12 protein-coding genes are annotated in these 14,763 nt (G+C 58.3%); 7 read left to right on the forward strand and 5 right to left on the reverse strand.

Features of this window, described 5'->3' with window-relative positions; all coding sequences use genetic code 11:
* Positions 1 to 27: 27 nt before the first annotated feature.
* From AZE99_RS11160 to AZE99_RS11190, 7 genes are all read left to right on the forward strand, one after another.
* Positions 28 to 2,169: a TonB-dependent receptor plug domain-containing protein gene (locus tag AZE99_RS11160; RefSeq protein WP_197460173.1), complete on the forward strand. Its 2,142-nt coding sequence runs from the start codon at positions 28 to 30 to the stop codon at positions 2,167 to 2,169.
* Between the two features lie 65 nt (positions 2,170 to 2,234).
* A complete protein-coding gene (locus AZE99_RS11165; protein WP_067201045.1) occupies positions 2,235 to 4,043 on the forward strand; it encodes an ABCB family ABC transporter ATP-binding protein/permease in 1,809 nt (602 codons plus the stop codon).
* 80 nt (positions 4,044 to 4,123) lie between these two features.
* Entirely contained in the window at positions 4,124 to 5,902 is a 1,779-nt protein-coding gene (gene recQ, locus AZE99_RS11170) for a DNA helicase RecQ (RefSeq protein WP_067201048.1), read from the forward strand.
* 104 nt (positions 5,903 to 6,006) lie between these two features.
* Entirely contained in the window at positions 6,007 to 6,432 is a 426-nt protein-coding gene (locus AZE99_RS11175; protein WP_067203588.1) for a TIGR01244 family sulfur transferase, read from the forward strand.
* A 46-nt stretch (positions 6,433 to 6,478) separates the two neighbouring features.
* A complete protein-coding gene (locus AZE99_RS11180; RefSeq protein ID WP_067201050.1) occupies positions 6,479 to 7,378 on the forward strand; it encodes a sterol desaturase family protein in 900 nt (299 codons plus the stop codon).
* Between the two features lie 222 nt (positions 7,379 to 7,600).
* Positions 7,601 to 8,641 carry a phosphatase PAP2 family protein gene (locus tag AZE99_RS11185; protein ID WP_231862597.1) on the forward strand — a complete coding sequence of 347 codons (1,041 nt, stop codon included), beginning with the start codon at positions 7,601 to 7,603 and terminating at the stop codon, positions 8,639 to 8,641.
* Positions 8,575 to 10,161 (forward strand): GMC family oxidoreductase, encoded by a 1,587-nt coding sequence (locus AZE99_RS11190; protein WP_067201053.1) that lies wholly within the window; start codon positions 8,575 to 8,577, stop codon positions 10,159 to 10,161. The genes AZE99_RS11185 and AZE99_RS11190 overlap by 67 nt, the downstream gene beginning before the upstream one ends.
* Before the next feature lie 25 nt (positions 10,162 to 10,186).
* Here the strand turns inward: AZE99_RS11190 and amaB are convergent, their stop codons facing one another.
* The 5 genes from amaB to AZE99_RS11215 all read right to left on the reverse strand — a co-directional run bounded on the left by amaB (position 10,187) and on the right by AZE99_RS11215 (position 14,762).
* On the reverse strand, positions 10,187 to 11,695 hold the full coding sequence (gene amaB / locus AZE99_RS11195; protein ID WP_067201055.1) for an L-piperidine-6-carboxylate dehydrogenase: 1,509 nt from the start codon (positions 11,693 to 11,695) through the stop codon (positions 10,187 to 10,189).
* 220 nt (positions 11,696 to 11,915) lie between these two features.
* Positions 11,916 to 13,226: an ammonium transporter gene (locus AZE99_RS11200; RefSeq protein WP_067201058.1), complete on the reverse strand. Its 1,311-nt coding sequence runs from the start codon at positions 13,224 to 13,226 to the stop codon at positions 11,916 to 11,918.
* A 15-nt stretch (positions 13,227 to 13,241) separates the two neighbouring features.
* Positions 13,242 to 13,580: a P-II family nitrogen regulator gene (locus tag AZE99_RS11205; RefSeq protein ID WP_067201060.1), complete on the reverse strand. Its 339-nt coding sequence runs from the start codon at positions 13,578 to 13,580 to the stop codon at positions 13,242 to 13,244.
* A 142-nt stretch (positions 13,581 to 13,722) separates the two neighbouring features.
* Positions 13,723 to 14,553 carry a patatin-like phospholipase family protein gene (locus tag AZE99_RS11210; RefSeq protein WP_067201063.1) on the reverse strand — a complete coding sequence of 277 codons (831 nt, stop codon included), beginning with the start codon at positions 14,551 to 14,553 and terminating at the stop codon, positions 13,723 to 13,725.
* Positions 14,550 to 14,762: a putative signal transducing protein gene (locus tag AZE99_RS11215; protein WP_067201066.1), complete on the reverse strand. Its 213-nt coding sequence runs from the start codon at positions 14,760 to 14,762 to the stop codon at positions 14,550 to 14,552. Before AZE99_RS11215 ends, AZE99_RS11210 begins: the two co-directional genes overlap by 4 nt.
* Position 14,763: the final 1 nt, after the last annotated feature.

Raw genomic sequence — 14,763 nt, forward strand, 5'->3', positions numbered from 1 at the left:
GAAACGAACGGCTTTTGGGGGAATATCTTGAACGACAGATTACGGGTTTTGACCGGCATTGCCACAGGTGCGATAATTGCGTCATCCCTCTTCCCCACTGCCGCGCAGGCCCAGACGGCAAGCCTTACTTCCTTGCAACCGCGCACGGAAAGCGGACGCCAGATATATGATGCAGGACAATTTTCCCGTTTCAATCCCCGCACGGCACTGGACATGGTCCGTCAGGTGCCCGGCTTCACCATTGATACCGGAGACAGCGATGAACGCGGCCTGGGTCAGGCCGACGAAAATGTCCTGATCAATGGCGCGCGTATCTCGGGCAAGAATAATGACGCCTTTACGTTTCTCGGCAGGATTTCGGCGGCGAATGTGGTCCGGATCGAAATTGTCGACGGTGCCACGCTGAGTATTTCCGGCCTGTCCGGGCAGGTGCTCAATCTCGTGACCAACGTGAACGAAACCAGCGGCCCTAGTGGCAATTTCAAATGGGATCCGCGATGGCGGCGCTCGGGTAGCAACTGGTTTTCCGGAGAAGCGTCGGTCAGCAGCAAGCTGGGCAAAGGCGATTTCACCCTGTCGATCGAAAATGATGCCGCGCGAAATGGGGTCGAAGGGCCGGAACAGGTTACCGACCGATTTGGCAACCTGCTGTTCGAACGCGACGAGGTCGCCCGCTATTCTCAGGATCGACCGAAACTGAGCGCAGCTTATACCATTGCGAGTGCGGGCGGTTCGGTGTTCAACGCCAATGCTGCCTATCAGCTGTTCCGGAAACGGGAAACGGTCGCCACTGATCGCACGCAGGCTGGCCAACCGGATATTTTCGAGCTCTATTCCAGCAGCGAGAATGAATGGAATGCCGAATTCAGTGCCGACTATGAGTTTTCTCTTGGCACCGGGCGGTTAAAGCTGATCGGTTTGCAGCGGCTGGAACATAGTCCGGTGAGTGATTTTTTCGGTCAGACATTCTTTGACGGAGTCACGCCCGCCAAAAGCAGCCGGTTTGACCCGGTGACCGATGAAGGAGAGTCGATCCTGCGCGCCGAATATGGCTGGAAAACTGCGGGCGGGACCGACTGGGGCGTCAGCGTCGAAGGCGCCTATAATTTCCTCGATAATCAAGCGGCGCTGGCGGTGCTCGATGCCCAGGGGATATTCCAGCCAGTCGCGCTGACCAACGCCAATAGCAAGGTCACCGAATATCGCGGAGAAATCATCGGCTCCTATGGGCGGCCACTTACAGACAATCTGAACCTCCAGGCAACTTTGGGCGGCGAATATAGCAAGATCAGCCAGAGCGGGGCAAAAGGCGAGAGCCGGTCCTTCATTCGTCCCAAGGGATCCGTCTCGCTGGCCTGGCGGCCGGAACCCGGGCTCGATGTCAGCCTGAAGGTCGAACGGTCGGTCGGTCAGCTCAATTTCTTCGATTTTGTCGAGTCGGTCGATGTGTCACAGAATAGCGGAAATGCCGGGAACCCGGGACTGGTGCCACCGCAAAGCTGGCGAGCGGAACTGGAGACGACGCAGAAGCTGGGGCCCTGGGGGTCGCTGACCGTCAACCTTTATGGCGAGAAGATCAGCGATATCGTCGATTCCATCCCGATCACCGCCACCACCGAGGCGCGCGGCAATCTGGACAGCGCGACCAGCTATGGCGTGGAAATGGTGACCAGCATATTGTTCGATCCCATAGGCTGGACCGGAGCAAAGCTGGATATCGAAGGCGAAGTTCGCAAGAGCGCGTTGCGCGATCCGCTGACAGGCATCCACCGGCGGATCAGCGATGACAAGATATTCACCTATGAAGCCAGTTTGCGGCATGATATTCCCGGCAGCAACTGGGCATGGGGCGCCGGCGTTGAAGAATCCCGCTACTCGGATTTTCTGCGACTGGACCAGATCACCCGCTTTCGCACAGCCGCGCCCTATAGCTGGATATTTGTCGAGCATAAGGACGTGCTGGGGCTGACCGTGCAGGCCAATCTGGGCAATCTCTTCGGTCGCGCCGAGAATTTCACCCGCACGGCCTTTGGCGATCTTCTGGGTCAGCCCGGGGATCTGGACCGTGGATTCATCCGGGGCCGGCGCAATGGCCCGATTGCCTTTGTCGAAGATCGCAGCCGCCAATTCGGCCTGATTTACCGGTTGACCGTCAGCGGCAGTTTTTGACGGTCCGGCCCGCTGAAACTTTAGCCGGATAGACTTTATCGGCGGGCGGTCCTACATCCGGGGCCATGCCACCTGATTATGCTACCCAGGGTCAGATCGACCCGCCGATGATCCCCACGCTCAAGCGTTTCCTGCCCTATCTCTGGCCCAAGGGTGAGCCGGGACTGAGGCTGCGAATCATTGTGGCGGGATTGCTGGTCCTGTGCGCCAAGGCAGCGGTCCTCACCATGCCGTTCATCTACAAGGCGGTGATTGATGGCATGTCGGGCGATGCACTGGGTACCGAACTGACGGTTTTGCTGTCGCTGGTCGCTGCTTATGGACTGGCGCGCTTTGGTCAGGTTATGTTCGACAATCTGCGGAACATCGTGTTTGAAAAGGTCGGCCAGCAGGCCGCGCGCCGCCTTGCCACCAATGTCTTCACGCACCTCCACAGCCTGTCGCTGCGCTTTCATCTCGGCCGGCGCACTGGCGAAGTCACCAAGATCATCGAACGCGGCACAAAGAGCATCGATATCATGCTCTATTTCCTGCTGTTCAACATCGCTCCGACGGTCGTTGAACTGACTGCGGTGTTGATCATCTTCCAGATCAAATTCGGCTTCGGTCTGGTCGCTGCGACGATGGCGATGGTCGCCATCTACATCACCTTCACCCGCAAGGTGACCGACTGGCGCAATGCGCTTCGGGCGAAAATGAATGACATGGATACGCGGGTGATTGGCCGCTCTGTCGATGCCCTGCTCAATTACGAGACAGTCAAATATTTCACTGCCGAACAGCGCGAGGCCGAGCGCTATGACAAGGCGATGAAAGACTGGGCTGCGGCGGCAGTAAAGTCGGAAAATTCGCTTGGCCTGCTCAATATCGGCCAGTCGATCATCACCAATCTGACGATGATCGGCGCCATGGCGTTCAGCGTTTACGGCTGGCAACAGGGTGATCTGACGGTCGGCGATCTGGTATTGGTCAACGCGTTGCTGATGCAGCTGTTCCGGCCGCTCGACCTGCTCGGCATGGTCTATCGCACCATCCGGCAGGGTCTGGTCGACATGGACGCGATGTTCAAGCTGATCGACACGGAGCAAGAGGTGGTCGACAAGCCGGGCGCGAAGCCGCTGCGGGTTTCCGACGGCACGGTGCGGTTCGAGAATGTTGTCTTCAACTATGACAAGGATCGCCAGATATTGCACGAGCTCGATTTCGAGGTACCACCCGACGGGACGCTGGCCATTGTCGGGCCTTCGGGTGCCGGCAAGTCGACGATCGCCCGGCTGCTGTTCCGTTTCTATGATCCGCAAGCCGGACGGATATTGATCGACGATCAGGATATAGCCGAAGTCACCCAGCACAGCCTGCGCGGCGCGATCGGCATTGTCCCGCAGGACAGCGTATTGTTCAACGACAGCATCGGCTATAATATCGGCTATGGCCGGGAAGGCGCAACCCAGGCCGAGATCGAGGAAGCCGCGCGCGGGGCAGCGCTGGACGGCTTTATCGCCAAGCTGCCCGACGGCTATGATACACAGGTTGGCGAGCGCGGGCTGAAATTGTCCGGTGGCGAAAAGCAGCGTGTGGCGATTGCGCGGACCCTGCTCAAGAACCCGCCGATCCTCATATTGGATGAAGCCACCTCGGCGCTCGACAGCCGCACCGAGGATGAAATCCAGGCGACGCTGGCCAAGATATCGGAGCGCCGGACGACATTGATCATCGCGCACCGGCTCTCGACGATCACCCATGCTGACGAGATCATCGTGCTCAACGAAGGCCGCATTGCCGAACGCGGCAGCCACCGGCAGTTGCTGGTCAAGCGCGGGCTTTATGCCGACATGTGGAAGCGGCAGGCCGAGGACCAGCGGGAGAAGGCGTGACCATCAGTCCGGATTACAATTTCGGTCAATTTTCGCTTTTGCGGTTTCACATAGTGCCGTCTCTGGCTAGGGAATAGTCCATGACCGAAGCCCTCCTTCCCCTGCTCAAATCGACCTTCGGCTACAGCAGCTTTCGCGGCATGCAGGATCAGGTGATGGAGCGGGTGATGGCGAAGCAAAATACGCTGGCCGTGATGCCGACCGGTTCCGGCAAATCGCTCTGCTACCAGTTGCCCGCCATAGCCAATGAAGGCACGACCATCGTGATATCTCCGCTGATCGCGCTGATGCACGACCAGTTGCGCAGCGCCGAAGCGGTGGGGATCAGGGCGGCCACCCTCACTTCCGCTGACGACAATCGCGCCGAGACAATTGCCCGTCTGAAGGCCGGTGAACTGGACCTGCTCTACGCCGCGCCGGAACGCGCGTCGCAGTCGCATTTCCGCGAATTGCTCGAGCAGACCGATATTTCGCTCTTCGCCATTGATGAAGCGCATTGCGTTTCCGAATGGGGCCATGATTTCCGGCCCGACTACCGTTTGCTCCGCCCCCTTCTCGACCATTTTGCTTCGGTGCCACGGCTGGCGCTGACCGCCACGGCCGACGCGCATACACGCGACGACATACTGGTGCAGCTGGGAATCGAGCAAGACGGTCTGATCCTCGCCGGCTTTGACCGGCCCAATATCCGCTACAGCATGAGCCCGCGCAGCGGCTTGGCACGGCAGATCGGGGACTTGGTCGAGCGCGTTCCGGGACCAGGCATCGTCTATGCCCAGACCAGGGCAGCAACCGAAAAAATGGCCAGCCAGATCGCTGCCACCGGACGCAGCGCCCGTGCCTATCATGCGGGTCTGCCGCCGGAAGTCCGCCAGCAGAACCAGCATGATTTCGTCGCCTCCGAAGATATGGTGATGGTCGCGACCATTGCCTTCGGCATGGGCATCGACAAGCCGGATGTGCGCTTTGTCGCCCATGCCGGACTGCCCAAGTCGATTGAGGCTTATTATCAGGAAACCGGTCGCGCCGGCCGCGACGGCGATCCGGCCGAGGCCCATATGTTCTGGGGCGCGGAGGATTTCGCAAAAGCGCGGCAGCGGCTGGGAGAAATCGACGAGACCCGGCTGGAAAGCGAGCGGACAAGGCTGGCGGCGCTCGGCGGACTGGTGGAAACTCCGGGTTGCCGCCGTGCCGTGCTGCTTCGTCACTTCGGCGAGAACCCGCCGGCGCAATGCGGCAATTGCGACAATTGCCTGAACGCCCCGGACACCCGAAATGTCACCGAACTGGCGCGCAAATTCCTGTCCGCCGTCTATCGCACTGGCCAGAGTTTCGGCGTCACCCATCTCGAGGCGGTACTCACTGGAAAACAGGATGAAAAAATCCTCTCGCGCGGTCATGACCAGCTTTCGGTTTTCGACATTGTTGGGGAAGAAGAAGCACAGCTGATCAAGCCGGTATCCCGCTCACTTTTGCTCCGCGATGCGCTACGCAATACCGAACATGGCGGCTTGATGTTCGGCCCCGAGGCGCGCAAGATTCTAAAGGGCGAACAGGAAATCGCCATTGTCGAACCGCCCAAGCGGACATCACGCAAAAGGCGCGGCAGCAGCGCGTCTCCCAATCCGTTTGGCGATCCTTTGTTCGAGGCGTTGCGCAAGAAACGGATGGAACTGGCCAAGGAACTGGGCGTCCCGCCTTATGTGATCTTTCACGACAGCGTCCTGCGTGATATGACCGGCCTGAAGCCGAACAGCCTGACAGCGCTCAGCGAACTACCCGGTATCGGCGCGGCGAAACTCGAGAAACATGGCGAAGCCTTTCTGGCAGTCATTCGCGATGTGACCGAAGCAGCGTAGGTCGATAAATGAAATTCCTGCCAGCCCTGATGCCCATTGCCCTGATCGGCTGCAGCGCAGCTACCGCCACCAATACAGAAATTTCGACACAGGAGACCCAGAACATGTTCCGTAAAATTAACGATAATATTAGCGTTTCGCCGCAAATCACGCTGGAAGATGTCGCTGCGGCCAAGGCCGAAGGCGTCAGCCTGATCATCAACAACCGGCCCGATGGCGAAGACCCGACTGCGCCACAAAGCGCAGATATTGAAGCCGCTGCGCGGGAAGCCGGGATGAAATATATCGCGATTCCGATTAGCCACAGCGGCTTTTCCGGACCGCAGGTTGATGCCATGATCGCCGCGCTTGCCGATGGGGACAAGGCCCTCGCCTACTGCCGTTCCGGCACACGATCCACTTTGCTGTGGTCGCTGGCGCAAGCAAAACAGGGTGTCGAAGCGGACGAAATCGCCCGGCTTGCCGGTAATGCAGGCTATGACATCACCCCGGTACGCGCGATGGTAGATGCGCTTTCTGCCGGGACTTGATGCGGCAACTGGACAGCCACTGACATTCGTGTAAATAGGCGCGGTCATGGAAAGTCTACCATCCCCAACCGATTGGGCAGTCCCATTCTTCATCATCACGGTCGCCATGGAATGGCTGTGGAGCCGCAAGAATAAAAAGATCCGTTACGAGACCAAAGATGCCTTCACATCCTTGGCCCTTGGAACGGGCAGCGTTGTAGCGGGCATCCTTACCGGCGGCTTCGTCCTGGCGCTCAGCCTGTGGATCTATCAGTACCGGCTCCTAGATATCGAGATAAGCTGGCCAAGCGCTCTATGGATCGTGCCATTGGCCTTCGTGCTGGATGATCTGGCTTATTACTGGTTTCACCGCACGGCACACCGGGTCCGTTGGTTCTGGGCTGCGCATGTCACCCATCACAGTAGCCAGCATTATAATCTCACCACGGCTCTGCGTCAGACCTGGACCGGTTTTTTTGCGCTCAGCTTCCTGTTCCGCATGCCGCTGTTTTTGATCGGCTTCCCGCCCGCACTGATTTTCTTCCTCGCCGGTCTCAATCTTATCTATCAATATTGGATCCACACCGAAGCGATTGACCGGATGCCGCGCTGGTTTGAAGCGGTGATGAACACACCTTCGCACCACCGCGTCCATCATGCGACCAATCCCCGTTATCTCGACCGCAATTATGCCGGCGTCTTCATCATCTGGGACAAGATGTTCGGTACCTATGAACCGGAAACAGATGGCGAAAAAATCCGATATGGCATCGTCAAAAACCTGACCAGTTACAATCTGCTGTGGGCCGCCTTCCATGAATGGGTCGGCATTGCCAGGGACCTGTGGACGGCACCTTGGCGGCACAAGTGGAATTATCTCGTCAAGCCGCCGGGCTGGAGCCACGATGGCAGCCGCGAAAGCAGCGAGATGATCAAGCAGCGCTGGCAGGACAGTATCGAAAACTAGGCTGTTACAAGATTACATTTTTGTGACTATCCTTTCCCCAAGAAAAAGCGCAAGCGCGATTCAGAGGGTTGAGGACTCCTCCAGCCGTGCACGATTCGCACGCGGGTCGCACATTGGAATCAATTTGAAATTTTTGGGGGGAAGCAGCCGCGGTCAACGCGCGCTGGCGTATAGATATATCTGGCCTGCTGATGCCTTTTGCCAAAGGGCCTGCTCATGGACATGAGCGATCTACAGGATATTCACATCAACAATCAGGCGCCCACCTCGCGGATCGTGCCGACGGGCTGGATATTGGCCCTGCTGGCCTGCAGCCTGCTGATCGTCATCGCCATGATGGGCTGGGCCGGTCTTGGCATGGATTTCCTCAAGGCCAGCAATGGCAAATATTTTCTGGCGCTGACTCTGCTGGCCGCCGCCCGTTATCTGCTGCGCGATCATGTCGCCGGATGGCAGCGAGTGACCCGCGACTTCTGCGAATATGTCGGCTTCTTCCTGTTCATCAGCCTGCTCGGCGCGACCGCGACCTATCCCGCCGCTGCCGCCACCAGCGGATTCGTCGATCCGGCACTGGCGCGTATCGACGCATTGCTCGGGTTCGAGTGGATGGACTGGTATCTGCTGGTTGTTGCCAATCCATGGCTGCAAATCGCGGGGAGCCTTGCATATGCCAACATCTACATGTCCCCCGTACTGTTGCTTGGCGGCCTGGCCCTGAGCGGCGAGCGCGCCCTAGCGCAGCTTTTCCTGTTCACTTTCTGGCTGGCGGCGCTGATTACCATGTTGCTGTTCCTTGCCATGCCCGCGGTCGGTCCGCTGGCTTATATCTGGCAGGGTCCGATTCCCTATATGCCGACCAGCGCCCTCTACCAGGCCGAACTGCTCCCGCTATTGCGGGACAATCTGATCGGTACAGTCGATCTGGGCGCGCTTCAGGGACTGGTTTGCGCTCCCAGTTTTCACACCGCAGCCGCTGTCATCTATATCGCCATGGCCTGGCAGTGCCGATATTTGCGCTGGCCCTTGCTGATAATCAACGTCGCGATGCTGCTCTCCACACCGGTCGAAGGAACCCATTATCTGGTCGATATGATCGGCGGCGCCCTTGTCGGCTTATTTGCTCTGTGCACGGCCGGTGCAATACAATATAGCCTCCCCAAAATACGCAAACAGCGAATATGGAGAGAGACAGGAATATGGCAGAATTTGACTTCATCGTCATCGGCGGCGGTTCCGCCGGCAGTGCCGTCGCAGGACGGCTGAGCGAAGACGGCAAGCGTAATGTTTGCCTGATCGAAGCGGGCGGGCGCAATAATAATTTCCTCGTCAAGACGCCGGGAATGATGCCTTTCCTGCTGAAAAACGCCAATTGGAAATTTGATACGGTGCCGCAAAAGGGCCTCAATGGCCGCACCGGCTATCAACCGCGGGGACGCGGTCTCGGCGGATCGAGCGCAATCAATGCGATGGTCTATATTCGCGGCAATAAATGGGATTATGACAATTGGGCGGCTCTTGGCTGCGACGGCTGGTCCTATGATGATGTCCTGCCCTATTTCAAAAAGTCCGAAGCCAACGAACGCGGCGGTGACGAATATCATGGTGGTGACGGCCCGCTTTCCGTCTCCGATCAGAAATGGCCCAATCCGGGAAGCGTTGCCTTTGTCGAAGCGGCGCGCAATCTGCAGCTGCCGATTCTCGACGATTTCAACGGTGAGAAGCAGGAAGGCATGGGCATTTATCAGGTCACGCAGAAAGACGGCGAACGCTGGTCTGCGGCGCGCGCCTATGTCGAGCCGGGCCGTTCCCGTCCCAATCTGACGATCAAGACAAAATCACTGGTCGAGAAGCTGATTGTCAAAGAGGGACGGGTTACCGGTGTGCAGATCAAGCGCGGTTCCAGCAGCGAGACGATTGCCGCCAAACAGGCTGTCGTCCTGTCGGCCGGTGCCTTTGGATCGCCGCATATCCTGCAGCTGTCCGGCATTGGTCCGGCAGCACATCTGAAGGACAAGGGTGTCGATGTCGTTCTGGACAAGTCCGAAGTCGGCGAAAATCTGAAAGATCATATCGACTTTGTTTCCGGCTATCAGACTGAATCCAAGGAACTGATTGGCGATTCACTGCAAGGTACGGTGCGCATGGCCAAGGCGATCCTGCAGCACCGTTTCAAGCGGACCGGGATCATGACAACCCCTTATGCCGAAGCCGGCGGGTTCTGGAGCAGCGGTCCGGATGTCCCTGCCCCCGATATTCAATATCATTTCGTTCCGGCGATGCTCGAAGATCATGGCCGCGAGGCCGTCAAGGGCCATGGCTTCAGTTGTCATGCCTGCGTACTGCGGCCGCATAGCAAGGGCACGGTCAGGCTGAATGACGGAAATCCGCAAGCGCAACCAGCGATTGACCCGAATTTCCTCGATGATGACCGGGATATCGCGACTCTGCGCAAGGGTGTCCGGCATATGAAACGGATATTGGAAAGCCCGCCGCTGACCGAATATTCGCCGACCGACCGGCATCCGATCAACATGGACAATGATGCGGATCTCGACGCGCTGATCCGCGACCGTGCCGATACCGTCTATCACCCGGTCGGCACCTGCCGCATGGGCTCCGATGATGGGGCGGTTGTTGACGCGCGGCTGAAATTCCGCGGACTGGAAGGCCTCTATATTGCCGATGCGTCGATCATGCCGGAAATCATCAGCGGCAATACCAATGCGACGAGCATCATGATCGGTGAACGGGCTGCGGAATTTATCAAGGCGGATTTTGGCTAGACGATCCGGATGCCTGACGCTGCGCCTAGAAGTCGAAATTGACTCCCTGGGCCAGCGGCAGGTCGGCGGAATAGTTGATCGTGTTGGTCGCTCGGCGCATATAGGCCTTCCAGGCGTCGGACCCGGATTCCCGGCCGCCGCCTGTTTCCTTTTCGCCGCCAAAGGCTCCGCCGATTTCAGCGCCCGACGTGCCGATATTGACATTGGCGATGCCGCAATCGGAACCGGCGGCTGACAGAAATTGTTCGGCTTCGCGCATGTTCAGGGTGAAAATGGCGGAGGACAGGCCCGCTCCGACCGCATTTTGCAGAGCGATGGCTTCGTCGAGATCCTGGTAGCGCATCACGTACAGGATCGGCGCGAATGTCTCGCGGCAGACGATCGCGGATTGCTCTTCCATCTCGACCAGCGCCGGCTTGACATAATAAGCGCCGGCTCCACCCGTGTCATGGCGCTCACCTCCCGTGACAATTCCGCCCTGCTCGCGGGCCTGCATCAGCGCATCCTTCATGCCGTCAAAGGCTGGCTTGTCAATCAGCGGCCCGACCAGTGCATCTTGAGCAAGCGGATCGCCGACGGATATGCTTCCATAAGCGGCTTTCAGCGGAGCCAGCAGTTCATCGTAGATATCGTCATGGACAAACAGCCGGCGCATGCTGGTGCAGCGCTGGCCTGCCGTGCCGACCGCGCTGAACAATATGCCGCGCACCGCCATGGCCAGATCAGCCGAAGGCGCGACGATACAGGCATTATTGCCGCCGAGTTCTAGGATTGACTTGGCAAAGCGACCGGCGAGGCGCTGCCCCACTGCCCTGCCCATCGCGGTCGAACCGGTGGCAGAAACGAGCGGAACCTGTGGATGATCGACCAATATCTCTCCGACATCGCGGTCGCCGATAAGGAGGCCAGCGAGACCCTCGGGCGCTTCATCAAAATCGGCGGCCACGCGCGCAAAAATCGCCTGGCAGGCAATGGCGGTCAGCGGCGTTTTCTCCGACGGTTTCCAGACCACGCTATTGCCACAAACCAGCGCGATCGCTGTATTCCAGGCCCATACAGCAACCGGGAAATTGAATGCCGAGATCACGCCAACCACGCCGAGCGGATGCCAGGTCTCCATCATCCGGTGGCCGGGTCGTTCCGACGCGATGGTCAGGCCATATAGCTGACGCGACAGACCGACGGCAAAATCGCAAATATCGATCATTTCCTGCACTTCGCCAGCGCCTTCGGACGGAATCTTTCCCGCTTCGATCGATACCAGTCGGGCGAGATCCTCCTTGTGGAGGCGCAGGGCATTGCCAAACAGCCGGACCAGTTCGCCGCGCCGGGGGGCGGGGACCGTGCGCCATTGCAGAAAGGCCCGATGGGCCTGATCGACCACCGCCTCAACTTCAGCCGGCTGGCTGGTCGGCACCGCAGCGATTTGCTCTCCGGTCAACGGAGAATGCACTGGCAAGTCCCCGGCGCCTGTCCTGTCGGCACCCACACCAAGCCGGTTCAGGATTTCGGATATTTGCTGTGGATATGACATGGCGGTTCCTCATTCGATCTATCCACCGTCAGATGACATCCAGCCAGGGTGATTGCAAATGAAACAGACCGGAACCCGGCCCTGCCTCCGTCAGGCGGCTGCCGGACGAAAAAAAGGCCGGGATGTTTTCACATCACCGGCCATGAAGTTTGTTGTTCGCAGGAGGAACAAGGTGAGGCGCCGACCGGATTTTGGGAGGAGAAGGCCGGCGCCAAACTGGTTAGCCTTTGGCAAATTCCGGATAGGCTTCGACACCCACTTCGGCGATATCCATTCCGAGCATTTCCTGCTCTTCAGTCGGACGAACACCGATGGTATATTTAAGCGCAAACCAGACGATTGAGCTCGTGACCATCACGAACACGCCAGTAGCAACAACACCGGTAAGCTGTGCAACAAAAGGCACTTCGGTGTTGGAGAAAGGAACGATCAGCGTACCCCAGATACCGGCCATGAGGTGGACCGGGATAGCGCCGACGACGTCGTCGATCTTCAGCTTGTCGAGCAGAGGAACAGCGAAGACGACAATTGCGCCACCGATACCACCGATCAGAAGGGCCTGCGGTACCGAAGGAGCCAGAGGCTCAGCCGTTATCGAGACCAGACCAGCCAGTGCGCCGTTCAGGGCCATCGTGACGTCGATCTTCTTGTACATGATCTGGGTCAGGATGATCGCGACAACAACACCTGCTGCGGCAGCCATATTGGTGTTGACGAAGATCTTGGAGACATCGCTGACATCGCTGATCGTGCCCATGGCAAGCTGCGATGCACCGTTGAAACCGAACCAGCCGAGCCACAGGATGAACGTACCCAGAGTTGCCAGAGGAATGCTAGAACCTGGCATGACTGTGACCTTGCCATTGATATAGCGTCCGAGACGGGGACCGACGATCAAGGCACCAGCCAAAGCTGCCCAGCCACCAGTCGAGTGGACCAGGGTAGATCCGGCGAAATCACTGAAGCCCATTGCATCGAGCCAGCCTGCGCCCCATTCCCAGCTGACAATCACGGGATAGATGAACCCGGTCAGCACGAACACGAAAATGAAGAATGGAATGACCTTGACGCGTTCTGCAACGGTGCCTGATACAATCGACGCCGTCGTTGCACAGAAGACCATCTGGAAGAACCAGTCGGAGGCTACGGAATAGCCGGTGTCGACATCGGCTTCACCGACGCCCTGCATGGCATATGGGAAGTCGGCAATACCAAAATAGCCGCCTTCAAAGCCCGGATAGGCAATCGAGTAGCCGATGACCCAGAACATGATGCCGGCGATCGAATAGAGCCCGATATTCTTCAGGCATTGCATCGACACATTTTTCGACCGGACAAGTCCGGCTTCCAGCATGGCAAAACCGGCTGCCATCCACATGACCAGAAAGCCACCGATCAGGAAAAGCAGCGTGTTGAGGATATAAGCAGTATTGGCACTGGGGTCGGCTGCTTCAACCGCCTCCTGCGCGAGCGCAGGAGCAGCGGCACCTATGACCGCCAATCCCGCAGAAATCGTCAAAAATTTTCTCATTATCTGTTTCCCCGATTATATTGCTGTGTCGCCGGTTTCGCCGGTGCGGATGCGGACGGCGTCTTCGAGACCGAGCGTGAAGATCTTGCCATCACCGATCGATTCCGTACCCGCGGCCGTCTGAATCGCTTCGACCGCCTGAGCCGCGACAGCGCTGCTGCAGGCAACCTCGATTTTCAGCTTCGGAACCATGTTGGTGGTATATTCCGCGCCACGATAGACTTCCGTCTGGCCCTTTTGCCGGCCAAAGCCTTTGACTTCGGTTACGGTCATGCCGGTCACGCCGACGCCGGTCAGCGCTTCACGAACATCGTCAAGCTTGAACGGTTTGATTATGGCTATGATAAATTTCATTACGCCCCCTATTGTTGTTACCGGGGAGCACCTCGCAAAGCTCGTGCCAGAATCGGAAGGCCTTGGATTCAAGGGAATTTTAGGAAATTGCGGCTCTTAAGAAAGAGTAAATTTTGTGCATTGCAGCACAGATGCACAATATTTAGGCAGAGCGCTCAGCAAGTTTCGCCAATATTTCCGGGATGACTTTTTCCGTCTCGCGGCGGCCAATGTCGATCAGTTCCTCGGCGCGCGTGAAGTTCTGGATGTCGATATGGCCGACCGGCGGTGACATCGCGAAATCGGGTGGGTCGAGCGCCAGCGAATAGCGACCGAGATTGCGTAAAGACAAGCCGATCGACGCCTTGACGACCGCAAGACTATTGGGTTCCTTGCTGCAATTTTCCGTAATTCCGGCGGCTATCGTGCGGTTGAGATAATCGTCCTGCAGGTTGACCGAGAGACACAAGGCCTCCGGAGCCAATGCGCGTACCGGCGACACCGGAACCGGCAGCGCCGCACCACCGTCGACCAGCAGCCGCCCTTCATGCTGCACAGGCTTGAAGATACCGGGCAAGGACATGGATGCCCGGATCGCCGGCACCAGCTTGCCCGACTTCATCACGATCGTATCGCCGGTCCGCAGGTCGGCGGCAACCGCAGCGATCGGGAAAGCCAGATCCTCGAACGTAAGCTGTCCGAATTCGGTCTCCAGTTCTTTCTCGATATTGCGTGCGCCCATGACCGCACCGCGTTTGAAATGCGGGTCCATGAAGCGAAGCATGTTCCGGAAATTGACATTGCGAGCCATGTCCTCGAGATAATCGAGCTTGCCGACGGCATAGCTGGCCCCGGTAATTGCACCGATTGATGTGCCCGCGATCGCGGCGATTTCCAGCGGTGAATCATCGATGGCCCGCAGCACGCCGATATGGGTCCAGCCGAGACCGGCTCCACCACCCAGCGCGAGAGAAATTTTTCCGGCACCGGTCATAAAGATACGTCCTCTGCCAATATAGCCTGTGCTTCGGCCAAATCCTCCGCCAGCACCATCACTCGGGCGGGCAGCGCAATACCGGCGCCTTCGACGATATTGACATTGCTGTCGAAACAGACCGCGCCGATGCCGGCGGATTCCAGGCGGCCACGGATGATCTCGGCTTCGACGCCGTGCATGTGCCGGGACAATTCGACCAGACTCATT

It is taken from the genome of Sphingorhabdus sp. M41 (assembly GCF_001586275.1).
In the GTDB taxonomy this organism is placed as follows: domain Bacteria; phylum Pseudomonadota; class Alphaproteobacteria; order Sphingomonadales; family Sphingomonadaceae; genus Parasphingorhabdus.